Genomic DNA, 16,394 nt, shown 5'->3' on the forward strand with positions numbered 1-16,394 from the left:
TACCAGATGCGCGAGCTGATTGAGCAGTACCTATCACCCGGTTATCGCGAACACCCGACTATGTACTTCCACCAGAACCATCTGGAGTCGGAGAAATGGAAAGGGCTGATCACCGATCTCGAGAAACAGTACCCGGAAGTTGCGATCGGCCTGGGTGGCAGCTCCAAATGCACCCGCGCCGAAGCCATCAACATCACTGACTACAACGCATACAAGCAAGCGCTTGATGAAGACCGCCTGCCCATCGAAGGAAGCCGAGGCATATCGCCGCTCCAGCGCGAAGTCAACGCGTTCAAAATGGCCCTTTCCACGCTGGTTCCGGTGAATGACACCGTATTCAAACAGCGTTTTGAAGGCAGAAGCTTTTACGACAACCCGATTATCAGCCACACACTCAAGACGCTGGTTGAAAAAGCGCTGGTTACCGTCGATGGAGACTTGGTCAGCCTGACGCCGAACGGTGTGACGCTGGTCGAAGCCGTCATCAACACCCAGTTCGTCACGCCGCAAGCCTGAGGGGGGCATCAGATGGAACAACAAAAGAATTCATCGGTGCCGGTCTTCAGCCTGTACTACATCGCTATCGACACTGAAACCGGTGTGAGGCCAGAACAGTTTGAAACCTTTGTTCGTCAGAAAGGCGCGCATATTCCCTGCTATCCAGGCTGGACCTGGACGTTGTTGCGGGGGTTGCGCGGCGAACGGGAAGGGCAATACCTGATGCTGTTTGAGATAGCCAGCGCTACCCAGCGCGACAGCTATGTGGCGGCAGACGGCAATAAAACAGACTTGGCCCGCCAGTTCTGGCGCGAGCATCCCGAAGCGTTGGAGATTCTCGGTGAATGGAAGCGTTATGGCACCTTCAGCGAACTGCCCACCCTTTACACTGACTACCGGCTACTCGCGGAAAACACCAAAAGCACTGTGCCCTATGGCCTTCGTTATCAGGAGCGAGCGGGTCAAGAGCCTGTCGCAAGGGTGATCGGCATCCACAATCTGGCGCTGCGCCCCGATGTCGATGCGCACACCTTCGAGACCTTCATTGCGCAAAACCACCACCGCATCCACGACTACCCGCACTGGAAATTCCGCTTGCTCAAAGGCGAGCGTGGTAACCGTCTGGACCAGTACGTGGTGCTGATGGAGATAGCCAGCCTGAAGGCGCTCGATGTGTTTTACCCGGAACCCGATATCGCCACCGATGAGGCGGCGAAATTTGCCCGTGCACACCGGGATACCAAACAGATGTACGAAGAGTGGAAGCAGTTGGCGTCGTTTTCCGGTTCGCCACAGATCTACACCGATTATTTATCGGTGGCGCAAAGCCTGAGCTGATCCGAGGCGGGGAGGCTCATCCTACCCGGTGATAAACGCAGTGCTCAGCGCGGCACTCCAGACTCGATGGCCACCGTTTTTCGAAGCATTCAGCACGGGCTGTTGACGACAAAAAAGGTGATATTCCTGTGAATATAAATGTATCCCCCCCGAAGATCGGTTCGAATCTTCGCCAGCAGTATGCCACACGAAGCATCTTTTTTACTGCCGGGCTGGGAATGGCGTCCTGGGCGCCGCTGATTCCGTTTGTCAAATCCCGGCTAACTATTGATGATGGCACATTGGGCCTGTTGCTGTTCTGTATTGCGGCAGGCTCCATGCTGGTGATGCCCTTTACCGGACGCTCAATTGCCAAGTTCGGCTGTCGGACGTTGATCCTTGTCTGCGCAGTTGTGTTCTGTTTAATCCTGCCATTCATGATGTACGCCAGCTCGCCCGTGGAGATTGGCGGTGCATTGCTTGTGTTTGGCGCGGTAAACGGTCTGTTGGACGTGTCGATGAATGCCCAGGCGGTGATTGTTGAGCGCGAAAGCGGGCAGGCCAGAATGTCCGGGTTCCACGGCTTTTACAGCATCGGCAGTGTCGCCGGGGCAGGGGGCGTCAGCCTGCTGCTGTGGGCGGGTCTGATGCCTCTTCCGGCGACTTTACTGATTGTGGCGCTTATCGCACTGGTAGTGATGCAGGCGGGCGGTCATTTGCTGGCAAAGGGGCCGCAGGAAACCGGCGAGTCTGGAGGGACGTTTCAAGCGCTCTCGCATCCAGGGATTCTGTTTATTGCGGTCTTGTGCTTTTTCATCTTTCTGATTGAGGGCGCGATGCTGGACTGGTCAGCCGTGTTCCTTCACGCCGAGCGCGGTATGGAAAAAAGCCATGCCGGTTTTGGCTACACCCTTTACTCCATCGCCGTCGCGCTGGGCCGGTTGTATGGCGATCGCCTGGTCAACGCTGTCGGTCGCCAGCGCATGCTGATGCTGGGCAGCACGTGCGCTGCGGTCGGGCTGTTGCTTATCGTCTCAGTCGACCTTCCTGGCGTTGCTCTCGCTGGATTCATCCTGGCAGGCATTGGCCTGTCTAATATCGTACCGATTTTGTTCACCGCTGCCGGTAACCAGCCGGATGTCCCGTCGAGCTACGCGCTTTCGGCAGTGACCCTCATCGGCTACACGGGCTTGTTGAGCGGCCCGGCGCTTATTGGATTTATTGCCCACCATTCCAGTCTGACCGTGGCCTTCAGTACGGGAGTGGTGATCATGCTGCTTGTCTGTTCCAGCGGCCGACGCATTACACGCTGAGGCACCGATTCAAGGTAAAAACCTACTTACTCTGCCCCGACGTTGTTAATCAATGGAGTCCTTATGAGTCAATTATCCGATCCGGTTTTCAGCCTGCACTACATCGGCCTTAATTTGAAAAAAGGCGTTACGGCTGAAGATTTCGAAAATTTTGTGCGCGAACGCGGTGTGAAGATCCCCGCTTATCCAGGCTGGCAATGGACATTATTAAAGGGGCTACGCGGTGAAAGGGTCGATCAGTATCTGATACTCCATGAAGCACCCAGCGCAGAGCAGTACGCCGAGTACATTGACCGCAACGGCGACCAGACCGCACGGGCCCAGGATTTCTGGACGGAACATCCGCAGGCACGGGATCTGATAGCTGAGTGGAGAACCTTTTCGACTTTCGCCGAACTGCCGACGATCTTCTCGTACTACTCTCTGGTGGCCGAGAACACCAATAGCTCTCTGCCGGAAGGGTCCAACTACCAATCGACTTCCGGCCAGAAACCGGCAGCCCGCGTGGTGGGGATCCACAATCTTGCCCTGCGCTCCGGCGTCGCACCGGAAACCTTCGAGAATTTCATCACCGGTAACATTCACCGCGTGGAAGACTACCCAGGCTGGAAGTTTCACATGCTCAAGGGGCAGGGCGGTAGCCGCCTCGACCAATACGCGGTCATGCTGGAAATCGAGAGCCTGGGCTCATTGAACTCCTTCCATCCTGAGCTGGACGTGTCAACGGAAAGAGCGGTGACGTTCGTGCGCGAGCATCAGGAGAGCGAACGCATGTACGCGGAATGGCGTGAGCTGGCGTCGTTCTCCGGGGCGCCGCAAATCTACACGGACTACATTACGATCGCGGGCAATGAAAATATGCTGGGCTAATGAAGCCTGGCTAATATTACGTCCATTGCAAAAGCTCTCTGTCATCCGAAAACGTTATCAGGCAAGACACTGTTGTACGTCGGTCCTCGGCCGCTGTCCGGAAGGTGACTGTACGTATGACGGCGTCCAAATCCTGATCCGCGTAGTCCGCATTTTTGAAGCGTTCCAAATACTGGATGTTCTTCAACGATTGGCCTCTGATGCGGGATTCGTCATAGATGTGAAAGTCCCACCCTCGTTGTATTGCATACCGCCACGCGGCCTTCCATTTTGGTAATAACTCCCGCCAGTTCTCGAGCCAATTTTCTTCTGGCTTCACCTCCACGAGCATGGGTCGCAGACGAGATCGAGAGCGGAAGTACACGAGAAAATCAGTGATGTTGGCGATATCAAATTTGTCCTGGTCGCTGGATTCTTTGCTGGCGGCGATGCGCTCAAGCAGATCCGTGAACTGCAACGGATGCTGGGCAAGAAGACTATGGAAGCGGAAGTCCTCAACGAGGCCGTGGAGATCGACCGGTCGCGAAAATAGATGCGCACTCACCTTGTTGCCCAGGGGGCGACCAGTGAGGTTAGGCTGCGAATGTCTCGGTGTGGCGCGCTCGCAATTAACGGTTCGAATCAAGCAATCGGTAGTGCCCAAGGCACGGCGAAGCAAGCCTGTGAATGACGTCGAGTTAGTGGTCGATATCCAACACCAGATCACTGAGTTGCCCAGGTATGGCTACCGTCGTGTCTGGGGGTATTACGTCGCGCCCGTGAAACCCGGTTGCTCCCCGCAATCATACCGGGTAATGCGTGTTCACAACTTGCTGCTGGAGCGCCGCCTCAAACAGCCCGGTGTACCGCGTCGGCACGAAGGCCGTGTTGCCGTGCAAACCAGCGATACGCGTTGGTACTCGGACGGCTTTGAGTTCCGTTGCGAGGACGGCGCCAAACTGGGCGTGACCTTCGCCCTGGACTACTGTGATCGCGAAGCCATCGGCAGGGTCGCGAGTTCGACCGGGTACAGCGGCGATGATATTTGCGATTTGATGCTGGAAGCGTGGAGAAGCGCTTTGGTGATCAACTGCCCACCACGTCGGTGCAATGGCTAAGCGACGACGGCTCGGCGTACACCGCCGAACAGACACGCCTTTTTTGCTCAACAGATCGGCTTGCAACCAGTGACCACTTCGGTTCGAAGTCCACAGAGTAACGGCATGGCCGAGAGCTTCGTGAAGACGATCAAGTGTGACTACGTCGCGCACATTCCCAAGCCGAATCGAGAAACGACACTGCGTAACCTGGCCATTGCATTCGAGCATTACAATGAACAGCATCCGCATAGCGCCTTGAACTATCGTTCACCTAGGGAATTCAGGCGCTTGGCAGCAACATCAATTTAGCGGGGAGTTGGTGCCCGGTTTTTAGGGGCAAGTCCAGAATCCGAGCACCAAGTTCCATGCTAAGTGGTGGAGAACGAAACAATGAAAGTCTCTCAAGCGGAAGCCATGTCTAGTGGGCCTAGATCCGTTTTTTCGGGGGGGGCTCATTTCCCGTTGATCTTGCGCAATTACCAACGCCGGCTTGATGATCGTTCCTCCGATTGGCTATGGGTAGAATCCAATAATGTAGCTTGGAGTTATTCGTTCTTGGCTCTTGATACCTCTCGAAACCACGGTATTGCGCTTCAAATAACAGGTTTAGCTTCAAGGCAGAGTATTAAGTACTAAAACAGACTCTTTATTGATAAGCAGATTGGAAGTTGCAGATACTCCATCTCGAGGAATAGACACAAATATTCTTCAATGAGCCCCTGCAGAGAGGGGTATTCCACTTAGGAGATATCAAAGATGGCAGGTACAGTACACGCAAACGCCCAAGCCTATGGCCTCGACACTGGGAAACGTCACCTGTTGACCCAGCAGAATCTGGTCGAACTGGGTATCACCTGGGACTCGTTACAGCCTTTATTAAACGCCGACAACTTGAAAATCGACGGCCAATCACCCGATGGAATATCCATCAATGAGATGACCTTCGGCAACTATTCAGGCCCTACAGCGGCGACTCTCGGCTGGATAGGCTACATGACTATCGGAGCACCTCTCATCGAGGAGCTCGCCGACATTATCCAACCTCCAGCGGATATGTTGTCCAATCGTACGTATTTGAATCGAGCGCAAGAGACTCGGCACTTCCAGGACTCGGTCGAATTCTCCATCTCCAACACGATCAACTGGTCTCTGGGGGGAACGGCCCAACTCACATTCGGAGGCCGTGCCAGTGCGACGATGGAAGAGCAACTGCAAAGGAGTCTGGCACTTAGCCTTGCGAAGACCACGGCGCATACTCATATCGAGCATAATCACAAAGACAACGTCGGCACTCAGGATCAGGATCTAGCCTCACAAACCACGACGGGCTCGACGACTGTCACAGGAACCGGCTCCTCTAGCGGCACCGGAGAGCTCTTCTCTCAGTTGATGCTTGGTATCAGCGGATCAGTCGGCGGATCGTTGTCAACATCGTTGACCGCGAGCTCCTCGGTTTCGGGCGATATAGGGGGGGCAAGCCGCGTGGAGACGATTGCCACGCAGCGGCGTCAGGTCAAGCATTACATCTACGAATTGCCCATCAGTTTAGCGGGATATGTCTCCCTGCATTACGCCAAACCAGTGCCAGCGAACGCAGGCGAGACACCCCCGCAGGATCCGACTGATCCGTCGGATAAGCCCGTAAACCTGATCGCTCGTAATATCCAGAGAATCAATTTGGTTCAATCCGGCAAGTCCTATCGACCGAAGGGGATCGCAGAGACGGTGTCGGCCCTCAATGTGGAGCACACCATCTTCGCGTCGGAATCAATTGCCTCCGCGAACGACAACCTCAACACAAAACAACCACACTACCTGTAGTTAGTACTGATGAACATTGAGGACAGTAACCATGGTTTTTCATAATATTTTCAATACCGCCCAGAACGCTTCTCAAACGGGGAAAGCCGCAGGGGAGGGCATTGCTGGCTATATCCCGAAGACGCCCGCCGAGTCGATCTGTGTGCCACCGCACGACCCATCACAACCGTTCACGCCAGGACCACAGGATCCAAAAATTGTGCGCGAGACCTCGCCTCAGACTCAGGTCATATTCAATTTTATCAACGCACTGACTCAGACCATGGGGCAGGCTGCCAAGCAACAGGACACGACCTCCAGCGACCCGTCCACAACTATCAACACAGCCTCACCGATCATGAGTCAAGCCGATCAAATCACCCGTAAGTACTCGGACGACGTCCCGAAGCCCGAATGACGGATGGACTCTGTCACTAGTGGGCGTTGATATTTGAACGTCCTCTGGTCCGAAAGGGTTCGCGCAAGGCGGGACGAAGCCTGAAAAGGAGAAGTGGTGACCCGATCTGCTTTGCCCGAATATGAGAGTGGCGCCTTAGAAGACTGTGTGAAAATGCACTGATGCTGGTTTGAAACAAACGCCCCGACTTGTTCGGGGCGTTTGCTTTGTGCGCCGGGCATGGCGCGTTGCGCGCAAGCGCAATCAGCATGGCCGTGGTGGCCATGCTGACGACGTGGAGGTGAAAGTTCTCTACACACTCAACAAGGGGAATTGTTAGCCAGAGGCAGGGGGGTCGCAGGCGACTGCGAATCTGAAGGAAGCCCGAGGCAGAATGCTGGCCTGACGAACAGGAAGCGGATAGAGGCGTCATGAAGGAGTCTGACGACCTCTATCACGTTGTCGTTTGCCACACGATAGAACACAATGTGGCGTGGGGTTTTAACCGCTCCATGGGGTTGTTTGGTCTGCTGGCGTGAGTATGTCGAATGTCCACAGCTGAATGCCGCCCGTCATGACGGTGGCTATCGACCGGGCGGTGTGAAGGCGCACCACCGTTTTTAAGTCTGCATTGCTGTGTAAAATCTGTCAGCGTTTGGTTGGTTAGGAGGCCTGAAATAGTATAGGCGTACAAATTGGGGCAGAACCAGCCTGCCAGGAGCTGCTGGAGTAAGCCCCGAAGCGATGGAGGCGATTTTACATATCCAGACATTCAACGGATTTCGTGCAGGACCTAACGTCTAACATTCGCCTTACAGGAACTGGCTGTCAGTAATGAAGTCGCAACGATGCTTTAATCTTCCTTGACATACTTGACGAGTCTGAAAGCAGAGCCGATTACCCGAATCGATATGATGACGGCTATGATGTTATCAAACAGGTAAAGGTCGTATATTTAGCGCAAGTAGCAGCCAAATATAGGAGCACCCAGACGACCATCGAGCGATTCAAGTACTAGATGAATAGCGAGTTTTTGCATTTCATTGCGCCAGGAGCAAGTCGACTATGAGCCGCAAGTATCCATATTTTGATGCTCCACTGGACACACGTTATGACGCCGAAGCCAGCAGGCTGCTCGGTCGGGATCATTGGCGGGTGATTCAACCTTTTCGGTTAATGCTCAGCGAGCGGCAGTGGGTCGCAGTACCGGGCGGAGTTCTGACTGATGGTGGAACTATCCCTCGAATTGCTCTGAGTATCGTTTCTCCTTGGGGCAAGCTTGGCCAAGCTTATGTGCTGCATGACCAACTATGTGAGTATTTGTCGATCACAGTCGACGGAGTTCCTATCAACATTGAGCGGGCTCGGGGAGATGCGCTTCTGTATGTAGCACTCGACGTGTTGGGTGCTACTCAACAACAAATAGCCGTCGTTGCCGGGGCTGTTGAACTCTATCGAATATTCGCTCAGATAACGCAGCCATCGAATATGGAAATGAAAAGATCACTTGAGTCTAAGTGGATATGAGTTCGGTAGAGCACTAAGGAAACTCTGAAAAAGACTTCCAGATTTGGTGAAGTACGTACCTCGCCCAAACTGAACGGTTGAACCCCGATGAAACAGATGCCGAGTATGCCGGCAAACGTAAGCAGAGCCGCCGCGAGCGCTTCCTGATAGTAAGGAACAGGTGGCGCCCTGGAAGGGCTTGGTTGCCTTGATCGAGCGGCATTATCCGAAGGGAGATGGCTGCTGGCTAGCATATCCATTAATGACGATGTTGCGGGTTCATTTGATGCAGAACTGGTTCGGTTACAGCGATCCGGCAATGGAAGAAGCGCCTTACAAAACGACGATCCTGCGCCAGTTTTCAGGGGTGCATTTGGATCGAATTTCTGACGAAACCACCATTCTCAACTTCCGGCATCTGTTGGAAAAACATGAGTTGGCGGGCGGGATTTTTCAGGTCATCAATGGCTATCTGGGTGATCGTGGTTTGATGCTGCGTCAAGGCACGGTGGTTGACGCAACGATCATTCATGCGCCGAGTTCGACCAAGAACAAGGACGGTAAATACGCCCCCTAAATGCATCAAACGAAGAAAGGAAACCAATATTATATTGGAATGAAAGCGCACATCGGCTTCGATGCCGAGGCGGGTTTGGTCCATAGCCAGGTGGGCCCGGCGGCGGATGTAGCGGAGGTGACTCAGGCCGATCAATTACTGCATGGCGAGAAAACTTACGACTGCGGCGATGCGGGTTACACCGGCGTGGATAAGCTGCTCGTATTCACGGTGCGGATGATGCTGTGAGGGCCTGCGCAAAGCGATGTCTAAAAAATACCACGGAGAAAGCGAGAACTAATACACGAGGTGATCAATGGTCGGAACACCGTTATAAACGGTGTATTACCTTGCGGAGTGTTTGGGTGATTAAATAGTTCTTGTTGTCTTAAGGCGCCTGGTTGATCAAGACTGGTCACCGGGAATGCTCTGCTACTCGTACCTGTCGCGCGGGTGCTTGGTTATTAAATAATAGAAATTCTAGCTTGGTCATTAGTGGTGTAATAAGTGGTTGGTTTTTTAGGTGGCGGTATCGTGTGCCGGCGTTGGATACTTGGGTGACTGGAAAATTGCGAGTATATATAAATGTCCAGTTCTGGCTTTTTTAACGGAGGTTAATATGAGTGATGTTGATTTGTTTTCTGAGTTGCTAAGGTCGTGGGTATATGTAGCTATTGCCGCAGTCGGCGGTGTGTTAGGACATATGATGCGCCGGTTAGGTACTAATCAGCGGATACGCATCGGCGAAACAATATTACAAGGTGTCGGCGCAGCATTCGCGGGGTACTTAGTACTGCTAGGGTGCCGATCAATATATGCACCTCCAGAAATTTCTGGCGTTGCCATTGGGTTGTGTGGCTGGCTTGGAGCTGATGCTACTTTGATGCTTTTGCAGTCATATATTTATAAAAAGCTCAATATTGGAAAAGTGGAGTCGCGTGATGACAATAAATAAAAGTACAGGGCGCTGGGTGTTGGGGCATACACTAGTGGTGTCTACCATCATTGCAGGCAGTGTCGCATTTACCATGCAAGCTAAGGTGAAAGAGGTAAAGGGGGTATGCTTGGGTGAATTGCATTCGGAACTTGATAGGGCCAAAGATCGAGAGGTGTTATTGGGGGCTGTTGAATCAATGTTGCTGAAGTCCGGTGCTACACGGATTAACAACGGCTTGGAAATGTATTCAATTATCCAGGAGGTGCGGCAAATTACTAAAGATGCACTTTTGTTGGCGAAAGCGCAGCAGACACTTATCGAGCTGCAAGTCAAGGAGCTAAATAAAGATGGCTAAAATTAGTGAGGGTGAAGCGGGGGGGCGTAATGTACTCGCATTTTTGGATATGTTGGCATGGTCGGAAGGTACGGATAATGGTATACAAACTACGCTGGATGATGGTTACGATGTTATCGTAGGGGGCGCGTTGTTTACTAGTTATGTGGATCATCCGCGAATACTAGTAATACTTCCAAAACTTGGTATCAAATCTACCGCAGCTGGTCGCTACCAATTGCTATCGCGGTACTGGGATGCTTATAAGGAGTCCCTTGAACTTGGCGGCGGTTTCACGCCTGAAAATCAGGATCGAATAGCGATCAAGCAGATTCGCGAGCGAAGAGCTATCGAAAGTATCAGCGATGGCCGAGTGGTTGAAGGTATCTCAAAGTGTCGAAATATATGGGCAAGTCTACCTGGCGCCGGATATAGGCAGCATGAGCAATCACTGGACAACCTTATTTGTCAATTTGTTCTCGCGGGTGGCTCTGTTCGGGAGTAATTGTATTGTATGGAAGTTTGGCTTCGGTGTCAGTTTTTTCGTTGGAGCTTAATGTATTAGATGCGATTTCTAATGCTTTTTGTCATGTCTAAAAATGTTGAGATGGTGAGTAAGAGATTGCTCTGCGCGATTAGCTAAAACGCAACGCGGCACTCAAGTCAGATAAGGAAGGTTTGAAAAGACTCCCGTCATTGTGAAACACCCGCCTGACATGAACACGATGGTTGAGCCACGATAAAACTACAATCCTCAATACCGTACGATTATCTGGTCTATTGCCGCCCGGTCGAGCAGCTATAAAAACACGCGAAAGAGAGTTTGAGCTGGCGCCTGCGGTGCAAGATCGAATATTCGAAAGCACAAGCTCGGGTGAAGGTTGAGCATCCGTTTCGGGGGGGCAGTATCAGTTTGTTTATACGAAAATGCGCTTTCGCGGCTTGCTGAAAAATATCGCTCAGTAGACGATGCTATTTGCTCTATCGAACTTATGGATGATACGAAAACGGCTTCTGGTAGCGGGAGAGTGCCCCTGTAATGTGGGCCGGGTCCTTGAGAGTGCATTGTTCAGGGGAGGAAACGATGAATTAAGGACAGGAAAAGTCAAATTGACGAGCAAGTCAGCGTTTTTTGGGCCTAAAACAAATAAGGCATCAAAAAGCGCTGGTTATTTCAGAACTTTCATGAAGGTATTTAATATCCGCCGGGGAGTTTTTTTTTATTTTTATTAAATGTCCACTATCCATGTCAATGTAACCACCTTGCTTTAAAGATTTCATGATTGATAAAGCGTGTGATCTTGATACGCCGGTTGTATCAGTTATGAATGCAATGGCGGTATATTTTGCGCGAATGAGATCTGGTAGTGCATTCATCCACTCCAGCGCGGATTTAACTTCCGTATAGCTATCACCAATACATTGATTTAGCCATTTGTTTGAGATGTTACTGGTGTTTCGGGTCATAAACTCAAAGATACCTTTCAGTAACTCTACATTGGCGGCGGCCAAATGAACACGCTTCATGGGGAGTTCGTAATAAATCGAGTGAGAGAGGACTTCGTATTGGCTGGATGGGCCACGATAGCTATCAGGTTGGTGGTCGAGCATTAAAATCCCTCCCGGTCCTATTATGCTGATGACTTTTTGGCTACCAATTAATAGTCTCCAAGCCCCACTTTCAACTGAGAGTATAACGTTTTCGTTTGTTTCTAAAGGTTTCCCCCGGGCCCGACAGTTTTTCTGGCTCCATTCTTCTGAATCCATGTATGCAAGTAGCGAATACTAGCGTCACCGGTTTTTTCGTTGCCACAATTGAAGCCGGATAGATGAATGCTGTTCATTTTAGGTTCTCTTGTTTCGTGGGTAGAATGCATTTGTATTGATATTGTTGATAGGGGCTGTCATGAGAGTGCTGCTATTGATGGGGGAGTATGGCGAGAGCTATAAGCTTTCTACATGTCGTTTGATTGATTGTCTTTCTGAGGAAGCATCGATTCAATGAAAAGTCTGATTGTGGACTGTTTTTTTTATTGTGGCTGTTGGCATTTAATTGGTTTGTAAGATAAGTGAAATTTTTCGCTGCGGCTCTTGGCGGGCAATCGGTGGGCGAGAGTTGTATGTGTGTTGATGTTGAAGGGCGATAGTGCAGATAGTCTAAATGTTAATTTTCTGTATTCGCGCAGGTCGTCAAAAAAACGTATCAAGAGTTGTGAAAGCCGCTCAATGTGCCAGGGGGGATTAGGGGAGGGGTGTGATTTGTATGGGGTAGTTGGTTGGCAGGTACTATGAGGCTGGGCGATTCGGTGAGCGTATCACCTGACTCGGGGTAAATTTGATGTGGGTGTATCCTTACTGCGTTTACCAAAACAGTGTGTTTTTTCAGCTCACTTATATGCGCAAATAATTATCAGGTTCAGTAGGCAGGCGATAAAACGTAAGTGGCATATTTTCTCTGGAGCAATAGGCATGGTTGTAATCCAGTTGGCAATGGGCATATTCCTTTGAGGGGTTGTCCAGGTTCTTGTTTTTGGAGGCGGTTATGAAATAAAAATCCCCCCCCCCCCAGGCACTTTCTTCTATCTCGGGCGATAATATGTGCGATGAATTATCAATTTGTTGATAGTCGTAAATCATTTTTTTGAGTGCTGCATGCGGGTGTTCTGGGGTAGCGATTCACCACTTTCTAGCAAGACCACTCCGTGAAAAAAATATGATGGATCGGGGAACTGTAGTTCAAGAACGGAATACACAACATGCAATAGGGTGAGTAAGAGTGCGGATGCGCTGATCTATAAATCCGAGGGGGCATTTTGCATTTGCCATTAATTGATGATCGGTAATATTTAAAGATTGAGATTGTGTACGAGCAATCGAACCGAGGAGTTTCTGGCTTTTCTGCAACAGATTGAACGCAGTACGTCACAGGACTATACTTGCATGTGATTCTAGAAACAGTTCGCCCCATAGAACTGCTGCAATCAAGCAGTGGCTGGAAAAGCATCCGTGTGTCAAATTGCACTTCGCACTGACCGGTGCGTCTTGGTTGAACGTCGTGGATGGCTGTTTGCACAACTGGAAAGGCGAGCGCTGTACCGGGGCGCCTTTAGTAGTGGCGCCGACCTGAAGGCAGCTATCCGCCAATTTATCGAGGCTCACAATGAGCATTCGGCCAAGCCGTTCAAGTGGAATAAAACGGCTGAGTCCATCATTAGCTTGGCCGATCCCCCGTTCTGGGGACTTACCTGATCAATCAGTGCTGATCAAACAGCTCTATCTGCGAGCATTCTCGCCTGTATCCGGTTTCGTTAAACAACTACACAGATGACTTACCGGTTTGCGTGCCGGGTCGACTTTGTGGATCAGTTGCTTGATCGGAACGCTGGATGGAACTGAAGACAATCCGGGCTTTGACCTTGGCACCAAGCCTCGCCAATCGGTGCTCCGGTACGTCGTAGATGAAGGCTTGGCGAATCAGCGGATGGTCCAGGCAAAAATCCAACAAGTTGAAACGGACGTCGAGCGTCAAGCTGGCATTGATCAGCACCAGGTCGAAGGCGGTGTCGCCGTACTCCAGCAACGTTAGCATCTCCTCCAGGCTCGACACCGGCGCGATGCAGTAGTAGCCCTCGCGGTTAAAGTCCCGCTCCAGGTGCAAACGCTGAAAATGCTGCGAGTCGGCGATCATGATACGCAAGGCTTTATTGATCATATGCGCTCCTGGAGACCGGCTGGTTGTTGTGTAGCCAGCGCAGCAGATTGGTGCCGTTCATGGGCTGGGAACGCCAGTAACCCTAACCCTGGGTGCAGCCCAGTTCCTGCAGTTCCTGGTGTTGCTCGGCGTTTTCGATGCCCTCGATCACCACCGACATGCCCAGGGGCTGCCCCAGCTACAGGTGCTGCAGTGAGGAGAAGCCCCCGCCGAAATCATCGTTCGACAAGCGGCACCCCATAATGCGCAGGCACCCCAGATTTTCCAGGGACACCTTAGTGTGCCCATTAATTGGAATGACTAGTTTTCTATGAATCAACAAATGTATATTGTTTTTCTCGAGAGCCATTACCTTTAAAAGTACACTAACAAGGCGGCTAGTCATGATGATGAAAAACCTTTCTCTGAGGATAGGGTGGAGCAGAATTGTTTTGTTCTAGGGAAGTGGTTGTCCGTCAAATTTGTAAAATGCAACTGTAAAGAACTACTGGAATTCTTATTTTGTGTGAGGATTATAAAGAAAAAGCGCCACGAATTACCGCTTTATTGACAGTTGTTCACAATACATTGGTGTGTTTATTAGCGCCATGCCGGAGGTTGGCAAAATGTGTTGATAAGTAGTGTTTCCTTATACATAATGCCATTCTTGAGGGCTGGCCTGTAGAGCTCGAACTGTTGTCCAGCACACTTAGCCCATACACTTTATCTGGAGAAATTCGCCCATCAGCATGGAATTTTCCAGCAGTCCAGAGTTGTTGCGTGGCTTCAAAAGAGAAACCTTTGACTTGATTACTCTCGATTGGCAGGTAGCCGGAATTAGCGGTCTGCAAATGCCGCTGTGGATCAAGGAATACCTCAATCCCGTGCCGCCGGTGATCATGCTGACCTCTCGCAAGGACCAACATGACGTTGTCAAAGCCCTATGGACGGTCTGAAGCACCCACCGTTTTTTCATGGCCTCGCTACTTGAGGTAAAAAAATCATGAGTCAGTCGAATAACAGACCTTTCTTGTCTTTAACTCATGACTCTTTCCTCTAATCCTACTGTTTCAGGGTGATTAGTCCGCATTACAAGCGCACCTCGCCCATACCCATACCGATCAACCGTTGTCGTACCATCCACAGATTCGACAATTCGAACAACGTCGTCTGCTGATCGGTGTTCTTGACAAGCCACGCAAGCGCACTTTTTGTATATCCGAACTGGCGCCTGATCACGCGAAACGGATGCTCAAACCTTGGCCCGTACCTGTGCTTTCGCGTATTCGATCTTGCGTCGCAGGCGACCGATCAAACTTTTCTTCGCGGGCTTTTTATAGCTGCTTGGGCGGGTGGCAATCGACCAGATCATCTTGCGACCCTGATGTCATGGCGCTTGTCCACGCCGGTGTAACCCGCATCGCCGCAGTCGTAAGTTTTCTCGCCATGCAGTAATTGATCGGCCTGAGTCACCTCCGCTACATTCGCCGCCGGGCCCGCCTGGCTATGGACCAAACCCGCCTCGGCATCGAAGCCGATGTGCGCTTTCATTCCAATATAATATTGGTTTCCTTTCTTCGTTTGATGCATTTAGGGGGCGTATTTACCGTCCTTGTTCTTGGTCGAACTCGGCGCATGAATGATCGTTGCGTCAACCACCGTGCCTTGACGCAGCATCAAACCACGATCACCCAGATAGCCATTGATGACCTGAAAAATCCCGCCCGCCAACTCATGTTTTTCCAACAGATGCCGGAAGTTGAGAATGGTGGTTTCGTCAGAAATTCGATCCAAATGCACCCCTGAAAACTGGCGCAGGATCGTCGTTTCGTAAGGCGCTTCTTCCATTGCCGGATCGCTGTAACCTAACCAGTTCTGCATCAAATGAACCCGCAACATCGTCATCAATGGATATGCTAGCCAGCAGCCATCCCCCTTCGGATAATGCGGCTCGATCAAGGCAACCAAGCCCTTCCAGGGCGCCACCTGTTCCTTACGATCAGGAACCGCTCGCGACGGCTCTGCTTACGTTTGCCGGCATACTCGGCATCGGCGAAGGGCATCTGTTTCATCGGGGTTCAACCGTTCAGTTTGGGCGAGGTGCGTACGTCACAAAATCTGGAAGTCTTTTCCAGAGTTTTCCTAGAGGATTGGTACTGCCTTTACCTTGGGTTGTGATGCGGTTTGGGTCAATTCCTGAACGCTGAAGTATTTCAGGCACTAACTGGGCGCGGGCGATGGCCAGTATCTGGTTGGACTCGGGCGGTCCGGTCCGGTCGGTGTAACCGGTCAGCACCAGTTGTGATTGCTCGCTGTACTCGCGGTGGAGTAGTCGTGCGTATTGCTCCACACTTTGCCGGCTCTGAACTTTCATGTCTTGCATGTCGGATTTACCGAAGTCGAACAGTGCGTCGGTGGGAGGGTCCAGTTCCGATTGTGGGCTGCTTGACCTGCTGTTAGGGGTGGGCTGACACAGTTCATATTCCATTGTTTTACTCTGTTATTTACTTATTAGCATCCAGCAAGAGCGGAACCAGGCAAATGACTCGCTGGCCGTTTTCGTCAAAGCTGAGAGTGTAAGCGTCGCCTTTGGCCGT

17 protein-coding genes and 5 pseudogenes are annotated in these 16,394 nt (G+C 51.4%); 16 read left to right on the top strand and 6 right to left on the bottom strand.

Annotated elements, in window-relative coordinates:
- The 4 genes and pseudogenes from JFV26_RS18045 to JFV26_RS18060 all read left to right on the top strand — a co-directional run.
- A pseudogene (locus JFV26_RS18045) lies at nt 1-516 on the top strand (radical SAM protein); the annotation flags it as partial.
- A 12-nt stretch (nt 517-528) separates the two neighbouring features.
- Entirely contained in the window at nt 529-1,335 is an 807-nt protein-coding gene (locus JFV26_RS18050) for a hypothetical protein (protein ID WP_201194396.1), read from the top strand.
- Nucleotides 1,336-1,463: 128 nt separating this feature from the next.
- A complete protein-coding gene (locus JFV26_RS18055; RefSeq protein ID WP_342215462.1) occupies nt 1,464-2,627 on the top strand; it encodes an MFS transporter in 1,164 nt (387 codons plus the stop codon).
- A gap of 63 nt (nt 2,628-2,690) precedes the next feature.
- On the top strand, nt 2,691-3,497 hold the full coding sequence (locus tag JFV26_RS18060; RefSeq protein WP_201194397.1) for a hypothetical protein: 807 nt from the start codon (nt 2,691-2,693) through the stop codon (nt 3,495-3,497).
- Nucleotides 3,498-3,513: 16 nt separating this feature from the next.
- On the opposite strand, the gene JFV26_RS18065 is transcribed toward JFV26_RS18060, so the two are convergent.
- The gene (locus tag JFV26_RS18065) at nt 3,514-4,041 is read right to left on the bottom strand and encodes a Tn7 transposase TnsA N-terminal domain-containing protein (protein ID WP_446739936.1); all 528 of its coding nucleotides are present in this window, start codon (nt 4,039-4,041) and stop codon (nt 3,514-3,516) included.
- A 118-nt stretch (nt 4,042-4,159) separates the two neighbouring features.
- Here JFV26_RS18065 and JFV26_RS34940 point away from each other — a divergent pair, with 118 nt between their 5' ends.
- The 4 genes from JFV26_RS34940 to JFV26_RS18085 all read left to right on the top strand — a co-directional run bounded on the left by JFV26_RS34940 (nt 4,160) and on the right by JFV26_RS18085 (nt 6,794).
- Nucleotides 4,160-4,594 carry a hypothetical protein gene (locus tag JFV26_RS34940; protein ID WP_201194398.1) on the top strand — a complete coding sequence of 145 codons (435 nt, stop codon included), beginning with the start codon at nt 4,160-4,162 and terminating at the stop codon, nt 4,592-4,594.
- 69 nt (nt 4,595-4,663) lie between these two features.
- Entirely contained in the window at nt 4,664-4,885 is a 222-nt protein-coding gene (locus JFV26_RS34945; protein ID WP_201194399.1) for an integrase core domain-containing protein, read from the top strand.
- Nucleotides 4,886-5,332: 447 nt separating this feature from the next.
- Nucleotides 5,333-6,397, top strand: a complete 1,065-nt coding sequence (locus JFV26_RS18080) for a hypothetical protein (protein ID WP_201194400.1) — start codon at nt 5,333-5,335, stop codon at nt 6,395-6,397.
- A 31-nt stretch (nt 6,398-6,428) separates the two neighbouring features.
- Nucleotides 6,429-6,794, top strand: a complete 366-nt coding sequence (locus tag JFV26_RS18085) for a hypothetical protein (protein WP_201194401.1) — start codon at nt 6,429-6,431, stop codon at nt 6,792-6,794.
- Between the two features lie 404 nt (nt 6,795-7,198).
- Here JFV26_RS18085 and JFV26_RS33665 read toward each other — a convergent pair.
- A pseudogene (locus JFV26_RS33665) lies at nt 7,199-7,324 on the bottom strand (type II toxin-antitoxin system RelE/ParE family toxin); the annotation flags it as partial.
- 514 nt (nt 7,325-7,838) lie between these two features.
- Between JFV26_RS33665 and JFV26_RS18090 the strand changes: the two are divergent.
- The 6 genes and pseudogenes from JFV26_RS18090 to JFV26_RS18110 all read left to right on the top strand — a co-directional run bounded on the left by JFV26_RS18090 (nt 7,839) and on the right by JFV26_RS18110 (nt 10,611).
- A complete protein-coding gene (locus JFV26_RS18090; protein WP_201194402.1) occupies nt 7,839-8,300 on the top strand; it encodes a DUF1353 domain-containing protein in 462 nt (153 codons plus the stop codon).
- Between the two features lie 77 nt (nt 8,301-8,377).
- Nucleotides 8,378-9,051 (top strand): annotated as a pseudogene (locus JFV26_RS18095) (IS5 family transposase); the annotation flags it as partial.
- Nucleotides 9,052-9,080: 29 nt separating this feature from the next.
- Nucleotides 9,081-9,212 carry a hypothetical protein gene (locus JFV26_RS34950; RefSeq protein ID WP_446739937.1) on the top strand — a complete coding sequence of 44 codons (132 nt, stop codon included), beginning with the start codon at nt 9,081-9,083 and terminating at the stop codon, nt 9,210-9,212.
- Nucleotides 9,213-9,454: 242 nt separating this feature from the next.
- The gene (locus JFV26_RS18100; protein WP_201194403.1) at nt 9,455-9,790 is read left to right on the top strand and encodes a phage holin family protein; all 336 of its coding nucleotides are present in this window, start codon (nt 9,455-9,457) and stop codon (nt 9,788-9,790) included.
- A complete protein-coding gene (locus tag JFV26_RS18105) occupies nt 9,777-10,127 on the top strand; it encodes a hypothetical protein (RefSeq protein ID WP_201194405.1) in 351 nt (116 codons plus the stop codon). The genes JFV26_RS18100 and JFV26_RS18105 overlap by 14 nt, the downstream gene beginning before the upstream one ends.
- Entirely contained in the window at nt 10,120-10,611 is a 492-nt protein-coding gene (locus tag JFV26_RS18110) for a glycoside hydrolase family 24 protein (RefSeq protein WP_201194407.1), read from the top strand. Before JFV26_RS18105 ends, JFV26_RS18110 begins: the two co-directional genes overlap by 8 nt.
- A 650-nt stretch (nt 10,612-11,261) precedes the next feature.
- Here JFV26_RS18110 and JFV26_RS18115 read toward each other — a convergent pair.
- On the bottom strand, nt 11,262-11,717 hold the full coding sequence (locus JFV26_RS18115; protein ID WP_201194409.1) for a helix-turn-helix domain-containing protein: 456 nt from the start codon (nt 11,715-11,717) through the stop codon (nt 11,262-11,264).
- 1,263 nt (nt 11,718-12,980) lie between these two features.
- Here JFV26_RS18115 and JFV26_RS18120 point away from each other — a divergent pair.
- Nucleotides 12,981-13,355 (top strand): annotated as a pseudogene (locus tag JFV26_RS18120) (transposase); the annotation flags it as partial.
- 67 nt (nt 13,356-13,422) lie between these two features.
- On the opposite strand, the gene JFV26_RS18125 reads toward JFV26_RS18120, so the two are convergent.
- Complete coding sequence (locus JFV26_RS18125; protein ID WP_201194411.1) at nt 13,423-13,818, bottom strand: response regulator; 396 nt, start codon at nt 13,816-13,818, stop codon at nt 13,423-13,425.
- Nucleotides 13,819-14,546: 728 nt separating this feature from the next.
- Between JFV26_RS18125 and JFV26_RS18130 the strand changes: the two genes are divergently transcribed.
- Nucleotides 14,547-14,753 (top strand): response regulator, encoded by a 207-nt coding sequence (locus tag JFV26_RS18130; protein ID WP_201194413.1) that lies wholly within the window; start codon nt 14,547-14,549, stop codon nt 14,751-14,753.
- A gap of 133 nt (nt 14,754-14,886) precedes the next feature.
- Here JFV26_RS18130 and JFV26_RS18135 read toward each other — a convergent pair.
- Both JFV26_RS18135 and JFV26_RS18140 read right to left on the bottom strand, forming a co-directional pair.
- Nucleotides 14,887-15,869: pseudogene (locus JFV26_RS18135) on the bottom strand (IS5 family transposase).
- A 14-nt stretch (nt 15,870-15,883) separates the two neighbouring features.
- Complete coding sequence (locus JFV26_RS18140; protein WP_201194415.1) at nt 15,884-16,285, bottom strand: OmpA family protein; 402 nt, start codon at nt 16,283-16,285, stop codon at nt 15,884-15,886.
- Nucleotides 16,286-16,394 lie beyond the last annotated feature (109 nt).

Source organism: Pseudomonas sp. TH31, from assembly GCF_016650815.1.
GTDB lineage: Bacteria > Pseudomonadota > Gammaproteobacteria > Pseudomonadales > Pseudomonadaceae > Aquipseudomonas.